Below are 21,539 nucleotides of genomic sequence, written 5' to 3'. Positions count from 1 at the left end.
GAAACGTTAAAAACAACGAACCCGTCCATAATTTTTTTTCCAATTTCTTCATCAAAACTTAACATCCTGATAATCAGCAGCATCTTTCCAAGCCAGGGAACAGGGACTTTTGGACGAAAAGTAGAAGCCAGGGCCAATTTGCTAATAGGCAGGCTTGGGAATATTGATGACATATAAAATATTCCATATAATATTGTATCTTTTATAAATCTTATATGGAATATTTTATTGAACCAAAAAATCAATAACATGAAAAAAACATCTACTATTGTAATGCTCCTTCTCATTACTTTTTTGATCGTTTCATGTTCTAAAACTATTACCTTAACCAATTCTCCGGCTGTACCGGGAGCTGAAGGAAAGGTGAAGGTCACAAAAGACAAAAACAATAATTACAAGGTTGTCGTCGATGTGGTCAACCTGGCTGAATCAAAAAAGCTGTCTCCCCCGAGAAATACGTATGTAGTGTGGATGGATACCGAAGGAAACCCTCCCAGAAATATTGGCCAGGTCTCACCTTCTTCGAACATGTTCTCCAAATCAAAGAAAGCGCAACTGAAAGCGGTTACTACGGCAAAACCAACCAAAGTCTATGTTACTGCTGAAGACAGTGGCAATGTCCAGACGCCTGTTGGTGATACAGTACTCTCGTCTAAATAAGATGAAACAAAAAATAGCCCAGGTGGCCATTGTCGTTGATGATTATGACGAAGCCATTCAATTTTACACAGAGAAACTTCACTTTACATTGGTTGAAGACACCGTTTTAAGCGCTACTAAACGATGGGTCGTTGTGGCCCCTCCGGGCTCGTCCGGATGCCGGTTGTTGCTGGCAAAGGCAGCCAATGAAGAGCAGAAAAGCAGGGTCGGCAATCAGACCGGGGGAAGAGTTTTCCTGTTTTTACACACAGACAACTTGCAAAGAGATTATCAGAACCTGCTGGACCATAAGATCAAGATTATCAGGGAACCTGCTAAAGAAACCTGGGGCACAGTCACAGTATTTGAAGATCTATATGGAAACCTTTGGGATATGATTGAACCCAACACTTTATAAATTATTTTTTACCGATCTCGTAACAGCTTTTACCGATTCTGAAAACAGGACCTCTCTGTCCAGGATACCTTTGCGGAGCAAAAAATTAAAGATGAGGTTTACGATAGTTTTATTGTTCATAAGTGTTTTTAGTGTTGCAGTTAAGGCTCAATCGATTAAAGGCCGGATTATAGACGAACAAGATCAACCCGTACCAGATGCTTCTATTACTATTAAAGGCTCCTTTATAGGCGCTGTTTCAGACCGCGAAGGATTGTTCAAAATTTCTCTGAAGCAGCCCGGCACCTATACAATTATTGTACAATCAGTTGGATACCAGCCTAATGAACAGGTAATTGATGTACAAAATTCGGAAGCAGCCACCAGTTTTACCCTGGTAAGGGCGGCAGGCTCTTTAAAGGAGGTCACAGTTACAGCCAGCAGGAAAGCAGAAGTCGTGGACCGCACGCCAGCATCCGTGCAGGTGGTGAATGAAAAACAGCTTCAAACTCAGTTACTGGTTTCACCCAATTTGTCAAATATTCTAGGACAGATCGTCCCCTCACTGGCGTATAGCTCCAATGCCACCAGCAATACCGGTCAAACCCTGCGTGGACGTACGCCATTGATCCTGATTGATGGCATTCCCCAATCCACTCCGCTTCGTAACGGAGCCCGTGACTTCCGTACCATTGACCCTTCTGTACTTCAGAGAGTGGAGGTGATCAAAGGAGCCACAGCTGTTTATGGAAATGGGGCTGATGGTGGCGTGATCAACTATATTACCCTGCAGCCGCAAACGGCTAAAAAATTCAATGCATACTCCTCCATAGCCAGGACTGGCATGCTGGCCCACGCTGATGGAACGGGTGGTTTCCGGTTGAACCAGCATTTCACTGGCAAGGCTGGCAAGATTGATTATGCAGTAGCAGGCTTATATGAAAAGACTGGCGAGTATAAGGATGCCAAGGGCGGAATTATTTCGCCTGTCTATGGATTGGGAGAAACTGATATCGTGAATGTATTTTCCAAATTGGGCATTAACCTGAACGACAAGAACAGGATTGAAGTGATGTACAACTATTTCGGATCAGGACAGAAAAGTAAATACATACAGCAAATCGGTAAATATGGCGTAACGCCAACTATAGGTGTGGAAGGTGAGACAAAGGGCGAAAAAGAAGGTACCCGCTATAATCATAATGCTTATGTGAAGTTCTTGTCTAAAAAGCTGTTCCTCAATTCGACACTGGAAACCAGTGTGTATGGACAGAAATTCTATACGGTATATGGCTGGTCCGCCTCTTTTGAAAATGGAGGACAATCCACCATCCGCTCAGACAAGAAGGGTGTTCGTTCTACCATCAATACTCCCTGGTCAATTGGCAACAGCATCCGGAATGAAGTGCTGTATGGTGTTGACTACATGAATGATGTAACCTGGCAGGAACTGACCGATGGCAGGATCTGGGTGCCCAAGATGGACATGAACAACCTTGCTCCTTTTGTGCAACTGCATTCTACCATCAAGGACCACTGGATATTCAAAGCAGGATATCGCCTCGACCAGGTAAAAATTGATATCCCATCCTTCACACAGATCAAGACATCCACAACCACAGGCGGCAAATTGATCAACGGAGGCAAGCTTGACTTTACAGCTTCCACATTCAATTTTGGCCTGCGTTATGCGAAATGGGAGCTGTTCAAGCCATTTGCCAGCTTCACACAAGGATTTTCCATGGTGGACATTGGACATTATGCGCGTGGTGCAAAAGAGAATGACATTGCCAATATGAACCTGGAGCCTATTATCGCTAATAACTACGAAGTTGGTTTCTCATCCTCGGTTAATAAAGTTTCACTGAACATAGCGGCATTTGCCAGCACTTCTAAACTGGGTTCTACGCTTATTGAAAACAACGGCTTCTTCGAGCAACAAAGAGCCCCTGAGCGGATCTATGGTATTGAAGGTTCGATCGATGTTGCCAGTATTAAAAGTTTCCTGTTTGGCGTAGGTGGTGTTTATATGGAAGGAAAGGCTGACCTGAATAAGAACGGCAACTATGATGATGCTGCAGACGCTTACCTGACAGGGCGCCGCATTACCGCACCAAAGGTGACGACCTATGTGAAGTATGTGCCTAACAACAGGGTACTGGTACATGCAGAATGGTTGTATAGTGGCGACAGGAAGCGCTTTCAACCAAAAACAAACGGCACTTACACTTTCGGCGAAGGACCTGTAAACTCGTATGGGATTGTGAACCTGAGTGCCAGCTACAAGACGAAAAAGGATATTCATTTCTTTGGCGGCATTGAAAACCTGCTGAATAAGGACTATTACGCGGCATACGCCCAGTGGTATGCAATGAATGATTATTATATCAAGTCGAACGGTATCCGCTTTAATGCTGGTATCGGATTAAAATGGTAACCTGTTGAAAAGTTCTAAACGGATTTTTGCCTGGCATCATTGGTGCGGATTGATCGTGGGGTTCTTCCTCCTGGTCATGAGCACCAGCGGTGCCATTTTGGTTTTTTCGGAAGAAATAGAGGAAGTGGCTGACCACGCATGGGCAAAGGTGGACAATCCGGCGGGGACATTTGCATATGATGCCTCTTTTAAGGCTGTCCGTGAAAAATATCCTGAATGGGAGATCCGCATATATCCCCAGCACGGTCCCAATAGAGCTATAATTTATGACCTGCGGAAGAAAGAGCAGCGGAAGAAGATTTTTGCCCATCCTTTAAACGGGCAGATCCTTCATATTTCGGACAATGCGCATAAGGCATTTGAAAGACAGGTGTTGCTATTGCATTATACCTGGTTTGCCGGCACTCCGGGCAAGGTGTTCGTGTTTCTGATCGGCGTTTTGTTTCTTGTTTCACTGGTAACAGGTTTGTATGTATACCGGAAAGCGATTATCAAGACATTTTCCTTTAAGGTGCGCATAAACAGGAGAACAGCAAGGAGCTTCCATTCTTCGCTCCACCGCGTTGTGGGGGTGTGGTCGTTGGCCTTCAACCTGCTGATTGTCGCTACAGGGTTGGCGCTTAGCGGGAAAATTGCACTGACGGCATTAAAAGGGACAAAAGCGAGCGCTGCTGAACAAGAAAACACAGTTGTATCGATCGATAAGAACAAGAATTTTATAGATAAGAATTTCAGTCAATTCGAAATCCACCTCATAAGAAGCCGCCCGGGAAGTTCATCAGTTCAATTTTCTGGCAGGTACCTGGATGATCCTTTTTACTACGGTAACTACAACAGCAATTTTACTTTAAATGGAGCGACACAAGAGGTGGAAAAGAAACAGGTATTGCGGCAGTTGCCATTAGGAGAGCGTTTGCTGGCATTCAGCAGTCCCCTGCATTTTGGCGCGTATGGCGGTATATGGACAAAGGTGCTGTATTGTTTGTTGGGGCTCACACCTGGGTTGCTGAGTATTACGGGGTTTGTGTTGTGGAGGAGGAAAGCAAAATCACACCCCAAACCCTTAAAGGGGAATTTCAGCGCAGCACGCGAATCGGCTATTTCTTCTAAGATTTTCTAAGGGGAAGAAATTTTAAAAAATTGGTTTTCTTTTGAATAGCTGAAGTCCTTATCTTTGCAGCCCGCAAAAATGATGGCGAGGTAGCTCAGCTGGTTAGAGCATCGGATTCATAACCCGAAGGTCGGCAGTTCAAGTCTGCTCCTCGCTACGCTTTAAAGCTCTGGATGAAAGTTCGGGGCTTTTTTGTGCCCATACCTCAAGGCTTATTAAGAAGCCATTTTCTTTAATTGATTGGTTTTCAATAACATTTACAAAGCTTAGGGCACTTACTTTTTTACTTTCCACTTATTTCCCTCAACGGCTACAGCCTCCTTAACGCTATAAAAAGGTCACAAAACGAGAGGTTTCAATTCAAAAAAGGTTATGAACCCTGTTTCCGGGAAACCCTCTCCTGTCAACGATTTACATCCTATTAGATTCAAGAGGCTCACCGCTATGAAAAAGTGTGACCTCCATTTATTTACCTCCTAAAATCAGTTTTATGAACATATTATTCTGGCTATATAAATCAAGAATGAATAAAAAAGGGCTTGCTCCAATCATGATGCGGATTTCTCTTGAAGGAAAACGAATCAACTTTCCCACACAAATAGAAATAGAAGAAACCCAATGGGATAAAGACAGGCAAAAGGTTAAAGGTTCCAACGATTTGGTAAAGGCATATAATAAACAGCTTCTAATATTAAATACCAATGCATGGAATTACTATAATGAATGTTTGAGACAGCAAATGCCCCTTGCTCTCGGCGATATAAAACAGGCATTGCTAGGTGAGAACAAGTCTGAACATACCATTCTTGGCGCAATTGAGTATCAGATAGCAAACCTTAAAGCAAGAGTACATAATGATATTGCCCCAAGGACTGTAAAGAAATACGAAACAGTAAAACGAAAAGTGAAAGAGTTCCTTGCAGAGGAATGGAAAACAGAGGATATTCTACTTTCTCAGGTTAACCATCAATTTATTTTTGAGCTAGATACTTTCATGAGGGTAAAGCAAGGTCTTCATAATAATGGTGTAGCTAAGAATATGCAGCAATTGAAAAGGGTTATTCGCATTGCCATGTTGAATGAGTGGATGGAAAAAGACCCGTTTGCAAAGTACCAGTGCAAGTTAATTGAGCCAAAAAGAGTTCATCTTACCAATGAGGAACTGCAACATTTGGAACTTTTACCATTACCCAGTGAGAGGCTAATTAAGGTAAAGGACATTTTTGTTTTTGCCTGCTATACAGGTCTGGCATATGCCGATGTTTCAAAACTTTCAAAAGAACATATCCAGTGGATTAATAAAAGGAACTGGATAATTCTTGACCGAACAAAAACAAAAAACCAGTCTACAATCCCTTTGCTTCCTAAAGCTGAGGAAATCTTGAAGAAATACGGTGGGGAAAAGGGAAAAGAATTATTACCTGTCATTTCCAGTCAGAACCTAAATAAGTACCTTAAGGAAATAGCTGGTATGGCAGGGTTTAAAAAGAGACTAAGCTTTCATGCAGCTCGGCATACATTCGCGTCTTTAGCCTTAAACAATGGCGTAGATATTACTACTGTGTCAGCCATGCTTGGACATAAGATGCTGAAAACCACTCAAATTTATGCCCGGGTTAATCTGAATAAAATTGCAAATGATGTAGAGAAGTTCTATAAAAAGGGGTAGTAAACTACCCCCTCTTTAAGCAGCATATCGAAGGCAGGTGGGATTTGTACGCCCGCCATTTAAATAGTTCTTACAGGTGCTGTAAGCTATGTTCAGAGCTTTAGCCGCCTGACTAGCACTATCGTATACCTTATTGGTGCAGGTATCAATAACCTTCCGGCAACTTTTCTCAGGGACTTTACTTAGCCCAGTTTCATAGGCATGTTTTGCATTCTCACTCGGCGTACACCATTCCAAATTGCCAATTTCATTGTTTAGCTTATTGCCATCTTTATGGTTTATCCATGGTTTTTCTTCAGGATTTGAAATAAATGTAAAAGCCAATAACCTGTGTACAAACTCTGTGTAATCTTTTGCCCTTTTACTTAAGCTGACTGTCAAATAACCTCCCCTACCTATACGTTGGGGCATTATTTCATGAAAGTTTCTTTTATGGAGACTTCTTACTTCTCCTTTTTCGTTAATCTCATAGTACCCTTCATAGTTTTTTACAGGTACCCATGTTAATTCTTGCATTTAGGGTCTCGTTTTCTGACCCAAATAATTATGGTGTTATTTAAAAGCGACATTGCTCAAATTTTGTTTCTCTGTAGGTATGAACTACCTACTGCTTACCGGGCATCAAGTGATTTACGACTTCTATATCAATACTTTTTAAAATATCGCCAATAATCCATTTCCACTAAGTCAGCCTGCTTTTTACTCAATGGATATTTCTCCATCTGCCATAAAAGGGATTGATAGAACCTTTTCTTAGGATACTTTTTTATTAACTGTTTAAGCTTATCCTCCACAGACAGAGTTCTTCTTGAAGGAATAGAAGTTTGATACATCTTTTCACTATGTCTTTCTACTGAATCCAGCAATGCGGTACCACGTCCAGCCCAATTGGCTGACCATCTTGTTGCGTTTTGACTATTTACTTTCATTTTTCGGTTTTTATAATGTGCAAAAAGTGGGAATATTATAAAAGGATTTTAGTAGGATATTATGTACTACCAAACTCATTTTTATAAACACTCCTCATTTGCGATATTTAACCTTCTAACAATAGACTTTTGGTTTACAAATTCCATAAGAGAAATAATTTCGTCATAGCTTCTCTCTCGGAATTCATAATATACCCACCCATTACGCTTTCTTCTTTTTACATCGTAAATGCGGTTAGATGGTAAATTTTTGAATAAAGAGAAATCTGGCTTACTAGAAGTATGTATAATATTATACTTCGCCTTGGTTTTTATATACTTCAACTTACTCACTCGCTTTTTGATTCTATCGGCTTGTGATTTACTTACGCCCCATAGCTCTCCAAGCTTTTCAAGAGAAAGACCGATATAGACAGAAATATCACCATTTGCTTTCAGTTCGTGTAATGCTCTTCCTTTTTTTAAAGCGGAACTTCCTGCAATCTTGGCTACTTTCGAGTTACGACCCCTCATCCTTCTTTTGATTTCAAAGCATAATAAAACACCCTGAATAAATTCAGTAATATTTGCAGCGTCTTTGGAAACGTGGAATACGGCACTTAGGTACTTATGAAAGCCAGATTGTACTCTTAATGTTTTGAAACTTCTTATGTAATAGGTACGACTATTTTTATTATACCCAACCCAGTTCAATTGAATCAGCTTGTCCAAATGCTTTTTAAATGTGCGCACGTCTTTAAGCCCCAGAGCAGCCATTATACATGACCTTTGCTCTACGGATAGAAATAGATGACCATCACAAGATGCTTTCAAAAGCAAATAGATACCTAATGCTTCGTGCAACTTGTTATCATGAACTAAATGAACTAATTCGATAGGAACGTTAAGCGTATGTGTCTTAAACAACTGTCAGCCATTACTATTACGATAGGATTGTTTCGTTAACTCAAGGAATAAGCCATCCTGTGGGCTCAACTTATGTTGAAAAGGAATTCCGAAATTGGAAGTAGTGCTTTACAGAACTAGTCTGCGAGAGTAATTTCTAAATGCGATACAAAGATATGTAAAATTATTATATAATCCATATAAAATAATGAAATTCACTTATTTACATTATTAATATTATTACAATATCAACTAATGCAAACATAAAGAAGATTAAATTGGTAATTTATTATAGTGACCATTAAGTCATTGAATTAAGTCAATTATAAATTGATTAGGTCTTTAATTAAATAATTTACAAGGTTGCATATGTATAGCAGACGTACCATGATTTGTGCATTATAAAGCAAGAAGCTGTGTGAGCAAACTATTTTTGCAATACAGAATAGAATTAATAATAAAGGTCAGGAACGTAAATTAACCACATGAAAAGTGAAATAGATATACTTGCCAATATTGAAAACTTCCTTGTTAAAGGTGGTTTACAGGAGTTCATAAATGATTTTAGGAACCCTTCCATTGATGCGATGGTTCATGCACAAGCCGTATATATCAGAACTGCTGATATTCTAGGAACCACTATACATGGGTATTATGAATTTCCTTATGACTTCTGTTTAATAAGGTACTTTAAAGTGGAGCTGGAAAGGAAACTAAATAAACTTAAATCCGAAGCCCTGCACCTAGTTGAAAAATTCAAACAGAAACATAAAAACAATCCCAGCAAATTAAAGTGGCTTAACGATAACCTTGTTGAAGAGTTTAAGTCCAAGGAGCATCAACTCAAACAGGAGAAAGAGCTTAGCGAGTATTGGTCGTTGCTTGAAACCTTCTTATCAGAAACAGCTTTGGAATCTTTAAGTATCATTACTGAACAAGTAGCCAGATTACCTTTTAAACTCTCGTTCAAGAAGCGTTGCAGTGAGAAAACATTATCAGAGATTTATTATTTTGATATGAATAAAGGTTCTTTTATTGATAGAGATGGAACTACAAAAGAAGACTTCGTAACAATCTTTACTGCTACAAACATCTATGAGGTAGATGAAAAAATCAAGATTCACCTCGATTGCAATACCAGAACTGCGGCTTATATCCTTGAACAAATGGAACGTTTGTTTTTTACAAATCTTAACCGCAGAACTATAGGCCAGTCCGAAAAATTTTACTCCAAATGGGGAGGAATCATAACGCAAAACGGCTTGGAAGTTGCCCTCGATGAGAAAAAAGGTGAAGTAAAATACCAAAAGGATATAGATAAATTTTTCGCCAAACTCGTACTTGCTGATTAAAAACAGTAAGTATGCTTACTGTTTTGCTGTTTTCATTTTTTAAGCCTGATAAGTTTGCGTTGTATTCGGAATTTCAAGGCGCCTGCAATTCTGAATAGTAATTATTTACAGAACTTTAAAAATTAGGCTTTATGGAAACTTATAATACAGGAAAATCCTATAGAGTAGTTAAAAAGAACACCGCATACAATAGGCATACTAATGAATCAGGAAAAACTACACAAGAAAATGAGGGAAAGGAACAATCATCTGCGAGCACTGAAAGCAGGGTGGTGTATACTGGCAAAGATTTATTAGATATGAATATAAAAGAGATTCCTAAACTGTGGGACCCACTATTACAACAGAAAGGACTCGCCGGGTTAACAGGTTCAAGCGATTGTGGCAAATCAATTCTTTTACGTCAGCTGGCAATAGCTATAGCTACCAAGCAAAAGACTTTTTTGGGTTATCCTTTAAATGTCCGGTTTGGCAGAGCAATTTGTATATGTTCTGAAGATGACGCTCCGGGGATAGCTGCCCTTCTCAATAAACAGGCAGGGCATTTGGAAAGAGATTGTTTAAAAAATCTACATTTCATTTTTGATTGCGAGAACTTATCAGAAAGAATCAATAAACTCCTTTCTATCAAGAAAGCTGATTTAGTTGTTCTTGATGTCTGGTCTGATACCTTCACAGGTAATCCTAATAACTGGGCAGAAGTAAGAAATAATCTTGCACGCCTAAAACGAATTGCGGATGTTCACGGCTGTTTAATTGTCCTCTTGCATCATACAGTAAAAAACTCGGAAAAGCAAGCTCCGGATAAAAGTAAGCTGAATGGGTCACAGGCAATTGAGGCAAAGCTCAGGTCATTGCTTGAACTTAGAAATGGAGCAGTCGAAAACGAAAGAATTTTATACGTTTTAAAGAATAATTCCATGTCCAATAAGGAGAAGTCTAATGGCTTGGTATTAGAATTAAACTCTCAGAGTTTGAATTTTTCGTTTACAGGTAAAAAGCTATCTAAATCAGGCGAGAACAACAATAAAACATATGATATAAACATTTGGATGCCTTTAATGATAGCACTCCGTGACGAAGAGGGGCTTTCCTTTGAAAATGCCAGAAAAAAATTGGTTGAGAAACACACAGAAGAGGAAGTGCCGGGTTTAACTTGGTTCAAGAACAATTACAAAAGTTTCGGCGGTCAGTCTTCTACTACAGAAGAATCCTGACTGACTAGTTAAGGGTTGATTCGATTTAAGGCCTGTGCGGATCGCACAGGCCTTTTAATTATAAAAAATTAAACAAATCACATGGGGTTACGCCCAAATGCTTCGCAAGCAGCGCAACATGGCTGATTGAAGTGTTCACCTTGCCAAGTTCAATTCTGTTAATTTGGGAATATTCCAAGCCACAAGCAAGCGCAAGTTGCTCCTGAGATACGTTTTTGGACAGACGAATCTCTCTTAGCTTTTTGCCAAAATTCTTGATTGTTTTATCGTCTCTGTAATAAGGAGGCACAGTCGGCAAAGTGCTCTATTGCTTTTTACTGAACCAGAGCAAATTTGCCTTACTAAGAATATTTTTTATCTTGTATCGCTTTTAATCGTTCAAGAACTAACTTTTTTGAGAATGAAATCCTTTGAAACATTTGGGAAAGAAGCCCTGAAAACAGTAATAATTTCTACGCCAGAACAGAACCTAAATAGAACTTACAAGCTTAATTAAGCTATTCCGTAATCTTTAATAAAATAATAATGAGTCAGTACTTTTATAGCAAAGGTAATTACAGGTATGGTCCTGTTTCAGTGCAACAATTAAGAGAGCAGAAACTTTCAGCAGATGACCTTGTTTGGAAAGCAGGCATGCCTAAATGGATACCTGCAAATCAAATTGAAGAATTGCATGACTTATTTTATGAGACACCTCCCCCAATACAACATGGTAATGTTAACAACAAAAAAAAGGTAGCTAAGGAAGTATTATTATTCCAGTATATAGCAGGATACTCAGCCATCATTGCAATATTCGTGACCGTTATATGCCTTTTTGTTTTTCAACCATACAAATTTGATGGAGCAAAATATAAGGAAATTCAAGGCATTACTTCAGCTTCTATCTCAGATATAACTACTCCAATTTACTCGCCATTGTGGTGGTCTGAAGGATTCGACGAATATTGCGATAATAAGGTTGGATTCAATTCATATTCTCCACAGATAAGCTATGAGCAGAGAAAAGAATATTTAATCTGGAAAGCAATCAAGTTAGGATTGTATACATTTTTATTATGCCTTGGAGGGTCCTTTGCTTATAGGTACATGTCAAAAGCGCAAAGATGGATTATCAAAAATGCTGATTAGAATGTAAACAAACTTATTGCAAACGTGTTATGGTTCTAATTTTATAAAATTAGAATTTTACTAAAAACATGGCCTATTTAGGTAAAAATGGAGAATGGTGGACTTCTCTAATGGTAAAATTGATAAATGTTTATTATTGAGGATGTTTACATCTTAAAATTTTGGCTTTGTAAGAGTGTTTCATGATATAACTACAAAGCCAAAATTCAATTCTAAATAACAAGATTTGAATGTTTATAATAAAGCCAAATGTTTTTCATTATAAAATACATGAAGCTTTATAGCCAAATCAGCGTTTCACATTGCTAAGTTGGCAAGAATAAATTACCTGCTTAATAGAGGTGAGAGGGTTTAAACAAAGTCTTATTAACTAGCCCTATAAAGCAAGAATTTCATGCCTTGTAAGGAAAACGTTTTGCTTACCCTACTAAGCCAGAAGTTTAATACTTATAAACTATTTTCATTCTTAACAAGACATAAAAAGTCCCCTTACGATTTGAGTTTCCAAATCATAATTCCCGCCTTATAGCAATAAGGTGCACTTATAGGGCTGTGAAGTGCATGTTTCGTTCTTTACTTTCAGTTGCCCCGTTTCTAGCCTCATACTATAAAGGACTCCTCCTTTAAAGCACCTCGGTAGTTTAAACTGTTGTTCTCGTCATTTCGAGACCCCTCTGACATCTGCCAGAAATTGAAGGGTAATACCACCAAGCTGCAACCTTATATAAAAAACTTTCGCTTCCCGTAGAATAAAACTATCTCTTATGTTGCTCCTATTTAATAGAAGCGGTAGAGAATACAAATCCTACTGCCAATGGTGCTTCGCCCTTTTCATCAGGCTACCTTCCATCGTATGAGACCTCAGTCCTCTAGAAGCTTTATTGAATTCACCTCCGTTGGTAGGAAATTTTACACTGGAGGTTATTGAGAAAGAGATTTTTTTTCAATACTCTGCAATATACGACATTATTTTCGATTATCCAAATAATCTTTTGATTTCCAGCCGATTATAATTGAAATAATCAAATGCTATTATCTCAATTATTTACTCGTTCAATCAATTGTGTATTCTTAGAAAGGTATCACTTCAAAACACAGCCAAAAGTACGATTTGTAAACCGCTAATGAATGGAATAACCTATATATTATACAATAGCATTTTTGTATAATCACATGCAATATACTTTTAAGTTAGATAATACTTTTCCTACCTATACCTAATAAACTTACCGGAATAGAGGGAATAGGCTGATTAAAATGGCTTTAAACAAATGCTATTATACAAATGTGGAAAGTAAGAAGAAAAGGATTATGTTGGGTGCTACTATGAACATTACATCTAACTGATGTGATGGTGAAGTTTACTGTGGTCAGTCTTCTGTTAAAATAATTGCCTGACCGACTGAAAGTAAGGATGACTTATGCCGCTCTTACTTTTATTTTTTCAATTAGTATTTTTAGAAAATAAATTGATAGTCAAATGTCAACAACTTGGAAAGATATAGTCAAAGACTGGGAAAAGGTACCCGTCGAGGCATACAAGTTTTTATTCAGTCAGGCTAAGGACAGATACGATGAATTTATGTCAGAATCAGAGTCTATTACCAATAAAGCGATTACATTAACAACAATCACAGTAGCTGCAATATCTGGCTTTGTAAGTTATAAGTTTACTGCAAGTCCAAATAAAGGCTTTGTCGTTCTTTTGACTTTTTTATTCTTAGGAGATTTATTTTGCTTGGGAAAGTTATTATTCCCTAAACGAATTACTCAAAGAGGTTCGCCACCAAATGAAATATTTATTGATTACTTAGATAACAACGAACTAGAAGAAGATGATAAAACAAAGCTTGTTTACTACCATGAGCTAAAACGATACCAAGAAAATATGGATATGATGGAAAAAAGGAATAGTGTCCGACATTGGTTTTACGGAATAGCTTTGTGTCTAACTATTATCGCCACTGTAATTACAGCAGGCATCATTTTAAGCACTATTTACCACCCTTAGTTGATATTGTCGAGCCACTTGGTTTTGTAGTTCCTGTAGGTTTTGCAAAATGCATCATTAATAGTTTAAAAATGAAAAATAGCTTTTTAAGAATTGTAGCGGATTTAAATATATTGGTGAATAAAAGGAATAAAGTATCATAAACAAATTGACTGAGGTTATTTGCTAGACGTTTCCCATAAAAAACCTTTAGCCAGTTTTCCTTTATTTAATACTGTGCTGATGTATGTAGGACTGATACCATGTGCTGCCGCAGCATCTTTAACACTTGGATAAGTAGTAAGAAGCCTTCCTTCTGGGGAATATTGATACACTTGTTTGAATCTTTTTTGTGCTCTCAATGCTTCTCCAAAGACATAATTACTAAGGTCTATCTCTGGTTTACCCCATCCCTTTTTCCATATAAAACCACCTGCACTTCTCTGCTTTCCACTTAAAGCAGCACAAATACCATCACTCCCAAGTCCTGTGGCTCTTGCTGCATCGCTTATGGTAAGGAAAGTGGCTACTCGTTTACCTTCAGGACTGTACTGAGTTACTTTCTGTCCTACAAGCTTCTTACGGTGAAGGCTTCTCTCTTCCATTATCGCTTTCATGTCTACCCGTTTTTCCTCGCCATAACGCCAGACATACCCGCCACAGGAAACCTGCCTGCCTTTCAAAACACTGTTTATTCCGTTTTCAGAAATACCCAACACCTGAGCAGCCACCTGTGTACTGGGGTATGTCTGGATTCTCTTTCCTTCCAACGTATACTGTGAAATCTGTTTACAAAAGGGATTAGTGGATTTTGTTAACCCTTGGCTGACAAACTCATCGTAAGCATCGGGTAAATGCTTTATAAGGCGTCCCCTATCAAAAATCCGCTGTTGTTTCTGGCTTATATCTACCAGTTTTAAGTTTTTGGGATGAATATTTTTACCGTTCCCATCTTTGGGTATCACTACTAAGGATTGGTTTGAGAGGTCGAAGTTTTTAACAAATGAATAGTAGACTAGTCTTGCTACACTGAAGTTATAAACCACACCAGCTTGCATAATTTTAATCCGCAGGAAGTAATTCTTGTCATTTACAGAATGGTTCTCTTGTACCGCTAATTCAGGTGCTAATATTTTTTCTTTAATGCGGCGAATCTGACTATTGCTACAGAGGATTTCAAAGGCCATTCTTTTAGTGCGCCCCAAGTTAGAAATACGGTAATATCCATCCAGACCGGGAATATCTTCCCATTGTTCTCCCTTTATATCGGTTAAGTCAAGATTTTGATATGGGTATGTAAGTTCAGTTTCCATTCAGATAAAAATAGTTTTTCTTTATATCAATTATAGGAAAATAAAATATCAGAGGGGTAGAGTGAATAAAATTTTCTTTTATTCATGCAGCAGGAAGCCAAAGCGTGGTTATTTAAAACAGTAATTCTTGATAGACATTATAGGAAATATAGTTCAATATGGAGTATAATAGTCAGTCAGTCACTGGTATAGGATTACGACTGACTGACTATAAAAGGTGGATATACATTGTTTTTTGTTTTACCCATTTTCAGAAGAAAGGGAGCCCAATAACGCAAACCCAATATTATGCTAATACAAATACTCTATGGAAACATGGAATGTATCTCAATTTAGTTGAACTATATGTAAGTAAATTAGTATGCAGTTCGCTACTTAAACTAATAAATTATGAATATTGAACAGGAATTTGAAGACCTGAAGAATTGGGCAGAAAAAAATAGTATTCTACTTGCAGAAGGAGATTTTACGCAAGGAAAGTGGTCTTCTATTGTTGAGCTCCCTTATAAGGGAAAGGATTCGATTGAACTCTTCAAGCAGATTGTTAAGAGACTTAACGTTAAACTGATTGTTTATGAGTTGGTTTCTCTTGATGCGAAAAACTATGAAATCCTAGAGGAGACAATTGAATACCTTAATGATGAAGAAATAAAAGAAAAATTTGAGCGAATCCACAACTACCAGAATAAGTTTTTTGGTTACACCCTTCATTTCTTTGAAAATGGAATGACTTTTAAAATTGAGAATTACGTTAAGGAAACTGACGATTATTTGGATGTTAAAGATTCTGTTTATGAATTTATTGAGGAAAATGGAACTAGATATAAAATTCTTCCACAGGAAAGAGTTATAGAGCTTGGTAAACAGCTTGCATTACATGAGAATTACCCAAAGCTGAAGAACAGGACACAAAGAGTAAATCTAGCAGAGCAGCTGTTTAATAAACAATTCGATGAAATTAGCGTACAACATTCTTATGGAGCTCGTTTGGTTGTAGCACAGGCGGAAACCTATTATGAAACAGTAATCAAGCCTAGGAAGGACAAGGAGTTAAAGAAGAAAATCAAAGAGTTATTAGATGAAGGCTGGACTAAAGTGAAAATTGCAGCAGAATTGGGCATTTCAAAAGATATAGTAAATAAATATATTTAAAATGGGAACAATTTTGAGAATCTCCAGCTATCTCCCCAAAACATATGGATATTTATGCTGGTTGTCATTTTATACTTCGACTTTGGAGACACTAAACATTACATATAAAGCTATGTTCTATAAGTTTTTAAAACTTATAGCTCTTATTTGAGACTCATCTTGTGTTAGAAATTATTTTTCTCAAGAGTTTCTTTTGTTCCAATTAATAAAGACCTTCTACTAACCAGTTTATCAATCAAGTCATCTCCGTGCAAACTTTTTAATTCACTTACTATTTCATAAATTTCTTCCTTATTTTTCACTAAAATAGCTTTTACATCTTTGATTGAAAATTTCAAAAGGAATGGCTCATTGTTAAAATGTGGTTTTGGTGCATTTATCCAATGAGTATAATTTTCTTCCCCTTCAAAAAGAATATCCAACTCTGGATACGATTTCCTCCATTCCCTATCATTATAAGCAATGAATTCCTTATCCTGAACATTTTTTACTTTATACTGCTTCGTTATTGCAAATATTTGAATGTTCTTTAAATGGATAGCTCTTGAGTGTGCGGATATACTATCTATGAGTTCGTCTTTATAATTAAGTGTCAAGTAGTCTAATAAATCCAGTGCTTCTTTTGTGGTATTGGTTAAATTAATGTGAGATGAGAATTTCATTCCATTTGAATTGAAAAGTTTGAGCTTGTCTCTAAATTCTGTAATGAAACTCAAGAAAACCGTGTTATCTAAAAAGGATTTTAAATTGTTTTGCAATAGCCCATTTTTATACGTATATACCACTGGGTTGAATTCATTCCTTATACCCCATTCTCTTTCAAATCCAATTGCATATTCACCATAGTTAAGTACCTCGACATTACCTACGTCTCTTAGTAGGATGTTACTGAATGACACCATTGGTACTAAAACATTACTGTCTGCTAATGTCTCACGTGCATACGATGGTTTGAATCCGGTATTTAATATTTCTTTTAATGTATTCAGCTCTGTAGTAAAATGGAAGATATGGTCAACTTGCTTAAGCATTTCACTATGATTTTGTATTGTTGGTTATTTCATTTATTTCCAATGATTTCTAAATATGCATTATTGATTCCTTCTAAAGCATCAGTGCCCTGCGCTTTAATGAGTTCCAAGCGATTTTGTAGAAATTCAGCTGCGTTTTTTAAACTTATTCCAGTTTCCGCATGTATTCTTTGAGCAACGACAAATAAGTATTTTTTTGAATACTCTGCCACAAACTGATAATTTATCTCTTTCCAATGTGTTTGATTAATATAAAGTGTTTTTATTGGAGAATTTGCATTTCCGTTTTGATAATTTCTATTTATCAGTTCAGGCTTTACAACTAATTCTTTTGTAGATATATCTGTAAAATTGTGATACATTAGTACTATATACCTCCCCAAAAAAAACATTTCTGGATTTGTTTCAATTACGTTTGGATTAATGTAAGTTGCTGATTCAATGTCTATGCTATCATCAGTTAATAAAATAAATGGATAGGGAAGTTCAATGGAAGAATGTTTGATTTGATGTTTTGTTTTATCAATATAAGGAATTAATGTATCTGCCAGTTTCTGTTCGAACTGTGGATTAATTGGACTTTCATAATTATTCAACCTTTGTTGAAGGCACATTCGCCATATCAAGGAATATACAAACAGATTGATAATGTTTGCATCAACTATTTTTGAGACTTTTAGGTTATTGCCATCTCCCAAATCTTCTACTTTAAATTGTTGCTCAAATCGCTTATTTCTTAGCTTTTCATTGAAGAAATTGCAGCCCTCGCTTTCCAAGGTACTAAAGTAGCTTTCACATTGCTGGCAAAATATATAATCCTCTGTATGGGGATTAGGTGTAATAATGGTTGACGGGCTATTTTCTCTTCCGAATGAAACATCTGCAGAAGTTTCCGAGGCGTCTATTGAATAGGCGGTATAACTATTTCTTTTACCGATAGTATGACTGAGCATACATTGAGAGACAAAATGTGAGCCGGAGGCATTTGCTTTTCTTATATTGCAAAGCAGACAATATTGCTCTTGGTTTCGTTTGATATTCTTTACGATTTTGATTGGCTGCCAAGTCATTATCTTATACTTGTGTTTTTACTTATCGCGAAAAATAATTTCAAAAATAGAATTTAAACTGTATTCGATAAAGAACACTATAGGCCCAGAATCCTGTATATCTTAAACATAACCTCCCCGGTACCAACACCTCCGCCCCCATAAAAACAGCCACCGGTACTGCCCCGGAGGTAATCTTTTTCAATTCTTATAGGGCAGATATTTCTCATCAAAAAAATCAATTTTAATTATTATGGTAACCATTATCAATTATTCCATTCGGGAGAATGGAGAAGGAAAGTCTTTTGTCTCATTGGAACTTCAGGGTGACGTTGAGATGATACAATCAGCCCAGACTGGTCGTTTTTATGCTACTGCAAGGAGGTGTACAATCCCATCTACCTTCACCGAAGACATTGCAAAAACGCTTATTGGCAAACAAATTAGAGGTAGGATTGAGAGGGTACAAACTGAAGGCTATGAATATACAGTTAAGGAAACAGGCGAAGTAATCACCCTCACACATTCCTACACCTACAATCCAGAAGAAAGGGAATCAATGCCATTATCAAAAGCCTCAAATGCTTTGATAGGTGCGTAGTAAGTGCAAAAGCGAGGAGAAATCCTCGCTTTTTTTAAAAGGTCTCATCTGGACGGTACTTCTTTATCCATTCCTTTGTGGATTCAACTAATTGCTCCATTGTCTTGAATGTATACATATACGCATAATCAGACATGCAAACTCTCATGCTTCCTTGATTTACTTTATTATAGTGAAACCCTATTATTGATTGGAGTGCTATTAGTATGTCTTCTAAATCTTCATACGTATTTGGGAAGTCCTCCTTGATTTTGTTTTGCTTTAAAAAATACTCTTTGTCAGCATGCGCATAATATTTATCACGCTGTTTTTTTATTCTGGTTATTTGTTCATTGGTATCTGTTAATAGCTGTTCTTGTCTTTGCAATGCTGATTCGGATAAATCAGGGTATTCTTCTTTAAGTACAGGGAGATTATCTTTTACAAAAGCAATAAAATTTTGAATAGTCCTCGCTGACCTCGACCCTTCAGTTATTTTACTAACTGTTATTACACAATCCACATGGAGCGATTCTAACATAAAATATAGAAGTGGAAAACTTTTAATTGTTCTTTCCATATCTCTTTTCATGTATTCATCAAACCCCTTAAATGTCGCAAGCTTCATTGCTATGTTATCATAGATGATGCTGACATATTCATTTGTGTATCTCTTATACAATTCAATTGTTTCTTCTCTTGAATTCAAGGTTAATCATTTAAGGATGCTAAAATAATACACAATATTTTTTTTTAAAACTAAACAGTCATTTTATGGAATTACAAATTGCAAAACGAAAACAAGCCAAGATTAAGCTTGGTATTCAAGGCTGCTCCGGTAGCGGTAAAACAATGGGGGCATTACTGATTGCCTATGGTTTATGCAGTGATTGGGGTAAGATAGCAGTAATAGATACCGAAAACTATTCGGCATCCCTATATGCTCACTTAGGTGGATTTTCAGTCGTGAATATAGCAGCTCCTTTTTCACCTGAAAAATACATAGATGCCATTAGGCTCTGTGAAACTGCAGGCATGGAGGTTATAATTATTGATAGTATTTCCCACGAATGGGAAGGTTCTGGCGGAATACTGGATATTCATGGGAACATGGCGGGTAATTCTTTCACAAACTGGTCTAAGATTACCCCTCGCCACAATGCCTTTGTTCAGGCAATCCTTCAAAGTACTGTACACATTATCGGCACTATCCGTAGTAAGCAGGAGTATGTACTTAATGAAAAGAATGGTAAGCAAGTGCCGGAAAAGGTGGGGATGAAGGGGGTTCAAAGAGATGGACTTGATTACGAGTTCACCATTGTTCTGGATGTGGACATAAAGCACCATGCTTTGGCATCCAAAGACAGAACTGGTCTATTTATGGACAAACCTGAGTTCAGAATCACCACGGATACAGGCAGGTTGATACAAGGTTGGTGTGGTCAGGGTATTCCTATAGAAACAAAAAAGGATGAATTTACAGACCGGATTAATGCCTGTAATAGCATAGCAGAATTAGGCAGGCTCTATATTCTCTGTCCACAGTACCAGCAATCCCATAACGCCCATTTCAGCAGACGCAAAAGGGAATTGCAGCCAGTTCAACCAATTGTAAACAATTTATTAACCCAAAACATTTCAACTAATGGAAACGGAAGTATTCAACAGCCATGATGTTATCTTATTTGAAGAACAATCGGAAGTACAAGTTATTTCAACTGATAAACCTTTTATTCAGGCTAACACTATTCAAAGTTCTCTGAAAGAAGTTAAAAGCAAGCACGTTATCCCGGTATTTATAAAGGACAACGAGCCTGTAATCTCACACTCGGATTTCATTCAGTGCACAATGGATGTGGCGTCTGAAGTATTCCGTGGAGAAATGATTTTAAGCCCCTCTGTAAGGCTCTCCCATCCTATCAAAGGAAGAATACCAACAGCAAAAGATAAGCCAGCCAAGGAGCTCTTAGAGTATGAGAAAACGCTTTATTATGAGCGCATGGCGTTTGCCATTGAGCTGCCATCTATAAGTGATGAAATTGATGGAAACCAGCTTTCTCTATCCATTGGCGGGGTAAAAAGTTATAGCCTTGATAACCTATATAATAAAAAGGGCGTAGACGAGCATTTTAAGGTTTTTATAGGCTTTAAGAACAGCGTTTGTACCAATCTGTGTGTCTGGTCAGAGGGATTTGTGGGCGATTTGAAGGTGAAGAATCTGGAGCAGCTTATGGCTTGTATGCGTACGCTGTTTGAAAATTACAATGCCACCACCCATATTCAGGCATTAAGGAAGCTAACCGGCTATAGCCTAACCGAACAGCAATTTGCTTTACTCATTGGAAGGTGCAGAATGTATAATCATCTTCCCAATCCTGCCAAAAATGATATAACCCCTTTGCTCCTTAGTGATACGCAACTGGGTATGGTGGTGAAGGATTTTTACCGGGATAATTCCTTCTGTAAAGGAGAAGATGGCAATATCAACCTTTGGCGGCTGTACAACCTGTTTACAGGCTCTAATAAATCCAGCTACATTGATACATTCTTGGACAGGTCGGTAAACGCCTTCCAGTTTGTGGATGACCTAAGAGATGCACTTGACAACAGGACGACAAATTGGTTTCTTAATTAAACAAAGGCTGGTTTTCCAGCCT

Annotated in this window: 21 protein-coding genes and 1 tRNA gene; 14 read left to right on the top strand and 8 right to left on the bottom strand. The window is 37.6% G+C overall.

Going from position 1 to position 21,539, the window contains the following annotated elements:
- Window positions 1–249: 249 nt before the first annotated feature.
- The 6 genes from OCK74_RS21960 to OCK74_RS21935 all read left to right on the top strand — a co-directional run bounded on the left by OCK74_RS21960 (window position 250) and on the right by OCK74_RS21935 (window position 6,253).
- Window positions 250–660, top strand: a complete 411-nt coding sequence (locus OCK74_RS21960; protein WP_279299241.1) for a hypothetical protein — start codon at window positions 250–252, stop codon at window positions 658–660.
- 1 nt (window position 661) lies between these two features.
- On the top strand, window positions 662–1,057 hold the full coding sequence (locus OCK74_RS21955; protein WP_279299240.1) for a VOC family protein: 396 nt from the start codon (window positions 662–664) through the stop codon (window positions 1,055–1,057).
- A gap of 91 nt (window positions 1,058–1,148) precedes the next feature.
- Window positions 1,149–3,473: a TonB-dependent receptor gene (locus tag OCK74_RS21950; protein WP_279299239.1), complete on the top strand. Its 2,325-nt coding sequence runs from the start codon at window positions 1,149–1,151 to the stop codon at window positions 3,471–3,473.
- A gap of 4 nt (window positions 3,474–3,477) precedes the next feature.
- Window positions 3,478–4,593: a PepSY-associated TM helix domain-containing protein gene (locus OCK74_RS21945; protein ID WP_279299238.1), complete on the top strand. Its 1,116-nt coding sequence runs from the start codon at window positions 3,478–3,480 to the stop codon at window positions 4,591–4,593.
- Window positions 4,594–4,667: 74 nt separating this feature from the next.
- A tRNA-Met gene (locus tag OCK74_RS21940) sits at window positions 4,668–4,741 on the top strand.
- A 333-nt stretch (window positions 4,742–5,074) separates the two neighbouring features.
- Window positions 5,075–6,253 carry a site-specific integrase gene (locus OCK74_RS21935; RefSeq protein ID WP_279299237.1) on the top strand — a complete coding sequence of 393 codons (1,179 nt, stop codon included), beginning with the start codon at window positions 5,075–5,077 and terminating at the stop codon, window positions 6,251–6,253.
- A 15-nt stretch (window positions 6,254–6,268) separates the two neighbouring features.
- Here OCK74_RS21935 and OCK74_RS21930 read toward each other — a convergent pair whose 3' ends face one another.
- The 3 genes from OCK74_RS21930 to OCK74_RS21920 all read right to left on the bottom strand — a co-directional run bounded on the left by OCK74_RS21930 (window position 6,269) and on the right by OCK74_RS21920 (window position 8,088).
- Window positions 6,269–6,769, bottom strand: a complete 501-nt coding sequence (locus tag OCK74_RS21930; protein WP_279299236.1) for an NUMOD4 domain-containing protein — start codon at window positions 6,767–6,769, stop codon at window positions 6,269–6,271.
- Between the two features lie 128 nt (window positions 6,770–6,897).
- Window positions 6,898–7,182 (bottom strand): hypothetical protein, encoded by a 285-nt coding sequence (locus OCK74_RS21925; RefSeq protein WP_279299235.1) that lies wholly within the window; start codon window positions 7,180–7,182, stop codon window positions 6,898–6,900.
- 81 nt (window positions 7,183–7,263) lie between these two features.
- Window positions 7,264–8,088: a hypothetical protein gene (locus OCK74_RS21920; RefSeq protein WP_279299234.1), complete on the bottom strand. Its 825-nt coding sequence runs from the start codon at window positions 8,086–8,088 to the stop codon at window positions 7,264–7,266.
- Window positions 8,089–8,552: 464 nt separating this feature from the next.
- On the opposite strand from OCK74_RS21920, the gene OCK74_RS21915 reads away from it, so the two are divergent.
- Window positions 8,553–9,419: a hypothetical protein gene (locus tag OCK74_RS21915; protein ID WP_279299233.1), complete on the top strand. Its 867-nt coding sequence runs from the start codon at window positions 8,553–8,555 to the stop codon at window positions 9,417–9,419.
- Between the two features lie 131 nt (window positions 9,420–9,550).
- Window positions 9,551–10,636: an AAA family ATPase gene (locus OCK74_RS21910; RefSeq protein ID WP_279299232.1), complete on the top strand. Its 1,086-nt coding sequence runs from the start codon at window positions 9,551–9,553 to the stop codon at window positions 10,634–10,636.
- A gap of 58 nt (window positions 10,637–10,694) precedes the next feature.
- Here the strand turns inward: OCK74_RS21910 and OCK74_RS28020 are convergent, their stop codons facing one another.
- On the bottom strand, window positions 10,695–10,925 hold the full coding sequence (locus OCK74_RS28020; RefSeq protein ID WP_423803172.1) for a helix-turn-helix domain-containing protein: 231 nt from the start codon (window positions 10,923–10,925) through the stop codon (window positions 10,695–10,697).
- A 236-nt stretch (window positions 10,926–11,161) separates the two neighbouring features.
- Between OCK74_RS28020 and OCK74_RS21905 the strand changes: the two genes are divergently transcribed.
- Window positions 11,162–11,767: a DUF4339 domain-containing protein gene (locus tag OCK74_RS21905; RefSeq protein WP_279299231.1), complete on the top strand. Its 606-nt coding sequence runs from the start codon at window positions 11,162–11,164 to the stop codon at window positions 11,765–11,767.
- Window positions 11,768–13,247: 1,480 nt separating this feature from the next.
- Complete coding sequence (locus tag OCK74_RS21900) at window positions 13,248–13,778, top strand: hypothetical protein (protein WP_279299230.1); 531 nt, start codon at window positions 13,248–13,250, stop codon at window positions 13,776–13,778.
- Between the two features lie 158 nt (window positions 13,779–13,936).
- Here the strand turns inward: OCK74_RS21900 and OCK74_RS21895 are convergent, their stop codons facing one another.
- Window positions 13,937–15,070 (bottom strand): NUMOD1 domain-containing DNA-binding protein, encoded by a 1,134-nt coding sequence (locus OCK74_RS21895; protein ID WP_279299229.1) that lies wholly within the window; start codon window positions 15,068–15,070, stop codon window positions 13,937–13,939.
- 390 nt (window positions 15,071–15,460) lie between these two features.
- Between OCK74_RS21895 and OCK74_RS21890 the strand changes: the two genes are divergently transcribed.
- On the top strand, window positions 15,461–16,222 hold the full coding sequence (locus tag OCK74_RS21890) for a hypothetical protein (protein WP_279299228.1): 762 nt from the start codon (window positions 15,461–15,463) through the stop codon (window positions 16,220–16,222).
- A 164-nt stretch (window positions 16,223–16,386) separates the two neighbouring features.
- Here the strand turns inward: OCK74_RS21890 and OCK74_RS21885 are convergent, their stop codons facing one another.
- Together OCK74_RS21885 and OCK74_RS21880 are read right to left on the bottom strand one after the other, a co-directional pair.
- Window positions 16,387–17,253: an abortive infection system antitoxin AbiGi family protein gene (locus tag OCK74_RS21885; RefSeq protein ID WP_279299227.1), complete on the bottom strand. Its 867-nt coding sequence runs from the start codon at window positions 17,251–17,253 to the stop codon at window positions 16,387–16,389.
- 29 nt (window positions 17,254–17,282) lie between these two features.
- Entirely contained in the window at window positions 17,283–18,323 is a 1,041-nt protein-coding gene (locus OCK74_RS21880) for a hypothetical protein (protein ID WP_279299226.1), read from the bottom strand.
- A 232-nt stretch (window positions 18,324–18,555) separates the two neighbouring features.
- Between OCK74_RS21880 and OCK74_RS21875 the strand changes: the two genes are divergently transcribed.
- Window positions 18,556–18,903, top strand: a complete 348-nt coding sequence (locus OCK74_RS21875; protein ID WP_279299225.1) for a hypothetical protein — start codon at window positions 18,556–18,558, stop codon at window positions 18,901–18,903.
- Between the two features lie 34 nt (window positions 18,904–18,937).
- Here OCK74_RS21875 and OCK74_RS21870 read toward each other — a convergent pair whose 3' ends face one another.
- Window positions 18,938–19,591 (bottom strand): AbiU2 domain-containing protein, encoded by a 654-nt coding sequence (locus OCK74_RS21870; protein ID WP_279299224.1) that lies wholly within the window; start codon window positions 19,589–19,591, stop codon window positions 18,938–18,940.
- A 65-nt stretch (window positions 19,592–19,656) separates the two neighbouring features.
- Here OCK74_RS21870 and OCK74_RS21865 point away from each other — a divergent pair, with 65 nt between their 5' ends.
- Entirely contained in the window at window positions 19,657–20,556 is a 900-nt protein-coding gene (locus OCK74_RS21865; protein WP_279299223.1) for an AAA family ATPase, read from the top strand.
- Window positions 20,528–21,517 (top strand): DUF3871 family protein, encoded by a 990-nt coding sequence (locus OCK74_RS21860; protein ID WP_279299222.1) that lies wholly within the window; start codon window positions 20,528–20,530, stop codon window positions 21,515–21,517. The genes OCK74_RS21865 and OCK74_RS21860 overlap by 29 nt, the downstream gene beginning before the upstream one ends.
- The last annotated feature ends 22 nt before the right edge of the window (window positions 21,518–21,539 follow it).

This window comes from Paraflavisolibacter caeni (assembly GCF_025628885.1).
Taxonomy (GTDB): domain Bacteria; phylum Bacteroidota; class Bacteroidia; order Chitinophagales; family Chitinophagaceae; genus Flavisolibacter; species Flavisolibacter caeni.
The sequence above is the reverse complement of the archived record's forward strand: the minus strand, read 5'-3'. Positions and strand labels throughout refer to the sequence as shown.